Source organism: Coleofasciculus sp. FACHB-712 (assembly GCF_014695635.1).
Taxonomy (GTDB): domain Bacteria; phylum Cyanobacteriota; class Cyanobacteriia; order Cyanobacteriales; family FACHB-T130; genus FACHB-T130.
On sequence record NZ_JACJOQ010000150.1, the window covers coordinates 1 to 6,362 of the forward strand.

At 47.5% G+C, this 6,362-nt stretch carries 5 protein-coding genes; 1 reads left to right on the forward strand and 4 read right to left on the reverse strand.

The window, feature by feature from the left end:
• The 3 genes from H6F50_RS03950 to uvrC all read right to left on the reverse strand — a co-directional run.
• On the reverse strand, positions 1-764 hold a 764-nt coding region (locus H6F50_RS03950), incomplete at its 3' end, for a serine/threonine-protein kinase (RefSeq protein ID WP_190426565.1).
• A gap of 84 nt (positions 765-848) precedes the next feature.
• Positions 849-2,768: a hypothetical protein gene (locus H6F50_RS03955; RefSeq protein WP_190426568.1), complete on the reverse strand. Its 1,920-nt coding sequence runs from the start codon at positions 2,766-2,768 to the stop codon at positions 849-851.
• Between the two features lie 179 nt (positions 2,769-2,947).
• The gene (gene uvrC, locus H6F50_RS03960; protein WP_190426571.1) at positions 2,948-4,909 is read right to left on the reverse strand and encodes an excinuclease ABC subunit UvrC; all 1,962 of its coding nucleotides are present in this window, start codon (positions 4,907-4,909) and stop codon (positions 2,948-2,950) included.
• Between the two features lie 357 nt (positions 4,910-5,266).
• Between uvrC and H6F50_RS03965 the strand changes: the two genes are divergently transcribed.
• Complete coding sequence (locus H6F50_RS03965) at positions 5,267-5,446, forward strand: hypothetical protein (RefSeq protein ID WP_190414923.1); 180 nt, start codon at positions 5,267-5,269, stop codon at positions 5,444-5,446.
• Positions 5,447-5,480: 34 nt separating this feature from the next.
• On the opposite strand, the gene H6F50_RS03970 is transcribed toward H6F50_RS03965, so the two are convergent.
• Positions 5,481-5,948 carry a response regulator gene (locus H6F50_RS03970; RefSeq protein ID WP_190426574.1) on the reverse strand — a complete coding sequence of 156 codons (468 nt, stop codon included), beginning with the start codon at positions 5,946-5,948 and terminating at the stop codon, positions 5,481-5,483.
• Between the last annotated feature and the right edge of the window lie 414 nt (positions 5,949-6,362).

Consider the following 6,362-nt stretch of genomic DNA (forward strand, 5'->3'; position numbering starts at 1 on the left):
CGACACTCTAGCGGTTCATAAAGACCATCAGAACCACCTAATGTAGGAAGAGATTGGGTGAGCAGACAAACGCAAGTGACTCCTAAACTGTAGAGATCGCTAGCGGGGTAGGCATGACCGTGCATTTGTTCCATCGGCGTATATCCTACCGTACCGACCGTTGTCCCCACTTGCCCCATCGTCGTTTCTGTCACCAGTTTGGAGACGCCGAAATCAATCAAGACTAATTTGCCGTTTCGGTGACGACGCATAATATTCTCTAGCTTGATATCCCGGTGAATCACCCCACGTTCGTGAATAAATTTGAGGATTGGCAGTAACTCAGCCAAAAGCTGTCTAATTTTTTGTTCGCTAAAAGCTCCCTGAGTTGCCAATTCTTGACGTAAAGTGAGTCCCGCAATTAACTCTTGCACTAGATACAGGCGCTTATCTTCTTCAAAGTGAGCCAGCAGTCTGGGAATTTGGGGATGTTCTCCGAGTTGAAACAATCGCAGTGCCTCCTGGTTAAACATTGCGGTTGCTTTTTCCAGCGCCTTCGGATTGGCTTGAATCTCTGAGGAGGGTAAAAATTGCTTTACCACGCAGGGCGCATTCATACAGTCAGTATCTACTGCCTGATAGGTTCTGCCAAAGCCGCCACTGCCAATCGGTTTGAGGATGCGGTAGCGTTTTCTCAGTAATAGTACAGAGCCACAACTTTGGCAAAATTTATAATCGTCTGGATTCTGGCGATCGCGGCAGTTGGGATTGAGACAGTAGATCATACCCAGGCAGGATTCAGCAGGTTGAGTCTATCGTAGTTCTTCCCAGAAGGGTGGCATAGGACCAGTGGCTGCAACAACTGGCAGCTATTGTTTCGGAAATGTCTTGCCGACCTCTCTCACGTCGTCTCTGTATTCGGCGATCGTTCGATTGGTATCAGCGTCGTAGCGCAGTCGCACATTACCCACTTCCAGAACGGCTGCCATCCCCGTACCCGTGACAGTTGCTACAGGCGGGATTCCCCTGCCTACAAAGGTAGCAATCCAGATTTCGGCATTTGCCCCGGAAATACTGACTTGCAACGGATCGCCCGCAGTTACTACTGCTGCTTTTGGGTGCAGCACCCAGCCTTTGAGGTAGCTATCACTACCGCCGCGTAGCAAAAAAGTTGACAACCCGCCTTCCATCCCCACCGTTGCAGTGATACCACCATCGCCTTTCTCGTTTCCGAGGTTGAGTTGCCAGGTGTAGGTATGCGCCTCCTCATCCCGAATTCGATCGAGCGTTGCCAGTACAGCAGTATTATCAGTTTCAGAAAACTTGACCAGGAGGTGGCGCTTGGCGCTGCTTAAGCCCAAACTGGCGTATTTCTCCCCACCGTCGATGATGACGTAACCGCCATCTGGGTTGGAATTGAAAAATTCATGCCTTCCCGTTGTACCGCGATCGCGCTGTGCTTTTCCGTCCACCAAGAGGGTGCTAAAAGTGGCAGGGTTGCCAGAAATTTTGGCAGGCCCTCCGATGAAATGATGGTTGTAAGCGAGTAAGCCAAGTTGGAAGGCTTCTGACTGATCCCAAGCATTCTGGTGGCGATCGCTATCTGCCATCACCGACACGAGGATATCGTTCTCATCTTGCCAGCGATCGCGGAAAAAGTAAGCGCCTCTTTTTTCATCCCCCATAGACGAGGGAAACACACCTGTTGGATTAAAGGAAGGGGCGCTTTCTGGGTAATAGATTAGCGACCAGATCGTTGCGCCCCGGTGTTTGTCAAATTTCTCGGCTGGGGTGCCTGGGGCATCTATTCCCATGTGCCGATCGTAAAAGTAGCGGTAGAAGGGCAATAAGCGTGGGGGAACCGATCCGAGGAGGAGACTCGTCCAGCCTTCGTCACCGATGCCTGCACCGGATACGCCAGATTGAAGAAAGTAGCGATCGCCCGATTCATGCATCATAAATGCACCGGCGTACATGACCAATTTCCAGAAATGTCGTGCGGTAAAATCAGCGTCAAGCTCAGCATCGCCAACACTCCGGAGGGCATAAACCGCTGGAACTAAAAAAATCCCTGCATAACTGTCATAACCAATCCCTTCCTGACTTAAACCCAACTGACCGTAAGCGTTGATTAGGTGAGTTTTCAGCCACCCCTTGAGCTGACTGTATCGCTTGGCGCGGTTGCCTTCCTCGTACACAGCCAACATCATCACGAGTTCCCCGCCTCGACAGACTGCTACCCAGTTAGAAGCCATTGCTGGATTAGTGAGGTTGGGGTGGCGGAAATTCTCCCAAGTATCGAGGGCGATGTTAATTTTGTTTTTAATGTAATCTCGTTGCTGTGGAGTCCAACCGCGATATGCCCAATCATAGGCGATCGCAAAATTTTGTCCCACCGTCGCCCTAGATAGCCCATACTGCGCTTCCGGCAGGCGGTTATCCGGGTCTGGATCTCGGTGGATGAGGTAGAGGGCTTGGTAGGCAATCTGTGCATACTCCTTTTCATTTGTCAATAAGTACAACAGCGCTGCTTCCCGTGCCAGATAGGAACGGGCATAGTTCCAGTTGCCGTCATTCGGGTTGCCATCATAAATGCGCCAGTTGTTCTGGGTTACTCGCGCTTTCAGGGCATTGAATGCTTGCTGATGATGCGATCGCGGCACCCGAATTGCCGATCGGATTTGTTCGCTCCGTCTTTGAGTTAGAAATAAACGCGGGTGTGCTTCGTCAGCTAGCACCTTGAAGGGCGCTAGAACTATCAGCAGACCGATTAAGATACGGCTTTTCACCTCTTTCGTCCTCTGCGGTTTAAATTTTGTCTACAGCAATCCTCTTTGATTTGTAAGATATTTTTTTAACGAACCGCCAAGGACGCAGAGGACGCGAAGTAAGAGAGGGAGAGAAAGCAGAGGATTTCATGAATCACTTAAGATTGCTATTGAAATCAGGGTGAATCGCTTTTGGCATTTCAAGCCGGATGGAAATAATCGTAGATTTCCTGGGCTAACTTAGGACCAACACCAGGAGCCTCAGTTAGCTGCTTTGGAGTTGCTTCGCGGATATAATCAATGGAACGAAAATGCGCCAAGAGTTGTTTCTGTCGCTGAAAGCCCAGTCCTGGAATTTCATCTAAACGCGATCGCCTCAGCTTATCGCTGCGCTGCTGACGGTGGAAACTGACTGCAAATCGGTGCGCCTCATCCCGCAGTCGTCGCAACAATTGCACCCCTGGTTGTTCTGCATCCGTCTGTAACGGTGAAGACTCACCCGGTGAGAAAATCTCCTCTCGCTGCTTGGCAAGACTAACAACTCGCAAGTCTTCCATTAAATTCATTTCTTGCAGTACGGCGACAACTGACGAGAGCTGACCTTTCCCGCCGTCAATCATTACTAAATCGGGCCAATCAGGATTCCCAACTCGCTGCATTTGCGGATCTTCAGCATACTTGCGGAAACGCCGTTGGATAACTTCTGCAAGACTGGCAAAGTCGTCCGAGTGACCAGCAGTGACGGTGGGATTTTTTATTTTATAGTGGCGATAGTGCTGCTTTGCCGGTATAGCGTCGATGAAGACTACCTGAGACGCGACAGCATTCGCTCCCTGAATATGGGAGATATCGTAGCCTTCAATCCGGTGGGGTAAGTCGGGTAGATCAACAATGGCGGCTAAATCTTCCATTGCTTGAGTATTGCGATCGCCTAATCGTTGCATCCGCGCTAGTTCATACTGGGCGTTGCGCTCCACCATCTCAATCAATTCTGCCTTGGTTTGTCGCTGGGGAGCAAGTAGCGTTACTTTTCGTCCTTTTCGCTCAGTTAAAAATTCTGTGAGCATTTCCCCTTCTGGCAACTCGTGCTGCACTAGAATTTCTATCGGGATTTCTACGGACTCCGCATTTGCGTAATGTTCCTCTAATACCCGCTGCAAAATGGCTCCCGGTGTACCTGATTGAGCTTCCGCCACAAAGCCTAAACGACCAACCAGTTTTCCCGCACGCATCTGGAACAATTGGATGCAGGCGTGTTGGGCGTCAGCTGCCAGAGCGATCGCATCCCGCGAAACGGTATCATCTGGCAAAGACACTTTTTGATCTGCACTCAAAGACCTTAACCCGGCAATTTGGTCGCGCATCCGCGCTGCTACCTCAAAGTTTAGCTCTTCGGCTGCCTTTTCCATATTCGCCGTTAAAATATCAATCAGTTCTCCGGCTCGTCCTTGGAAAACCATCGCGATTTTTTGGATTGTTTTGCGATATTCTTCTGGTGAAATCAACTTTTGACAGACGCCTGGACACCGCCCTAAATCGTAGTTCAGGCAAGGACGATCTTTAAATAAAGGTTGCGGACGCTGGCGGATTGGGAAGAGCCGTTTTGCGATTCGTAACGTGGTTCGCAACAAACCTGCATCCACAAAAGGGCCATAATACTTATCTTTTTCTTTTCCCAGACGCCTGTTCCGAGTAATAAAAATGCGAGGATATTCTTCCGACCACGTAACCAGAACGTAAGGATACTTCTTATCATCTTTGAGCAGCACGTTGAAGTAGGGTTGATGCTGCTTAACTAGATTGGCTTCTAGCGCGAGTGCTTCGGCTTCGGTGTCGGTGACGATGAATTCAATCTCTGCGATTTGCCGCACCATCATCATAATGCGATCGCTCAATTTTTGGGAGTCGCGGAAATAAGAGCGAACTCGCGATCGCAATTTTTTCGACTTGCCAATGTAGAGGATGCGATCGCTAACATCCTTCATAAAATAGACCCCTGGTTCTGGCGGAATCTCTTTCAGACGGCTTTCCAGGCGTTCTGGCTCTTTGAGGAGCGGCAGGATTTTTGTAGATGCGATCGCTCCTTCAGCCGATAGATAACCAGCTTGAGTTGTGGCGGGAAATAATTCGTTCCCATTTCTTAGGGTTTGCGGATCTGTCATCCTAATACACTCCTAGACAGCAGCAATTGTTAATTTTTAAGTCGCGCCCTTGAACAAACAGTAACGGATTTTTTAGCTGGTAAAATTTCGTAGCCACCATTTTTATTTAATTCTAAATATCAGTGCAAATTCGTAACTAACGTTTTTTACTAACTTCACAACTCAGTAAAAATTCGCATTATTTTTAATTTTTAAACATGAGATATCTTTCCGGAAATCAGTTAAGCTTTCTTGAAGTCATTACCAGGTTAGATAAAGTTATAACGAATAATGCTAATCTTTCAGCTTTTAAGTTGAAATTGGTTTTAAAATGCTGCTACAACATTTTTTGCTAACTACCTCCCTCTGGTTAAAATTATGAAATTGGAAGAGTTTGAGAATCAATATCGGAACGCTATGGATGACACGCTCAACCAACTCCAGACAGTGATCTTGTTATTGGCACAAGTAGAAGCTCAGGTTAGGGGAATAAGTTCTTCTGTGCAAAATCTAAGCCTCACCGTGGAAAAATACATTAACGAAAATAAAAGTGAATAACGATTGATTTAATTGCCAGAAATTCACGAAGTCGTTAATGAATTTCTTCTGCAATAGCTTGTCTCAAAGAAACTAAATTCACAGGTTTAACAAAGAACCGACGTGCCCCCAAAGTAAGGGCACGCTCTTCATCTGCTTGAAAAGCATAGGCGGAAACGACAAACACGGGGATGTGGAGCCAGTCTGGCCTTTCTTGGATTTGCTGGAGTAGCGTATAGCCATCAATGTCTGGTAATTTTAAGTCTAGCAAAACTAAGTGCGGCTGAAACTCAGCCATCGTCTGAAAAAAATCAGCCCCCCCGGCTAGGGAGAAAACTTGGTATCCCAGATAACCAAGATAGTCATTTAGCAGCTGTCGATTCGTTTGGTTATCCTCAACGAGCAAAATTCGCTTAGGAGATGCTTCAGCACTAAAGTCGGAATTCGGGTTGAATTGTGAGCGTTCAGTCTCACCGCTCCCGTTAAATTGACCTGGGAAGATAGTTAAAAGTGATATAAGCATTAACCGAATCCATTGCACTCAGTGTAGCTATAACTTTATTAATAAGTTATCCGGTTAACAATAGATCAAAGTTGAATGGCACTTAACTTTTGTCCTGAACTAAAATACCCTATCCTATCCTTCGGGAACGCGAACGGGAACGCCTATGGCGAACGGCAGCGCTCTTTGGGAACGCGCTAAGAGCTAAAGTCAGTTTTAACTGACCCAAAATACTGCCGGAGCAAAAGCTCGCAACCTGTTAAAACAGGTTGCGAGCTTTAAGGTGAGAGATTTATCGCAAGGCTCTTATATAGCAACCGCCAAGATAGTTAGGACGTAGAGTAGAGATCACCTGTTGTCCTGAAGTTATTCAAGCTGCTCATGGCAAACCCCTATAGTTATGACCTGCGTCAGAAGGTGATCCAAGCGATCGAG

Excerpts from the sequence above, each read along its gene's own strand:
- H6F50_RS03965 (WP_190414923.1), top strand. The coding sequence starts at position 5,267 with ATGAAATTGGAAGAGTTTGAGAATCAATATCGGAACGCTATGGATGAC.
- uvrC (WP_190426571.1), bottom strand. The coding sequence starts at position 4,909 with ATGACAGATCCGCAAACCCTAAGAAATGGGAACGAATTATTTCCCGCC.
- H6F50_RS03970 (WP_190426574.1), bottom strand. The coding sequence starts at position 5,948 with ATGCTTATATCACTTTTAACTATCTTCCCAGGTCAATTTAACGGGAGC.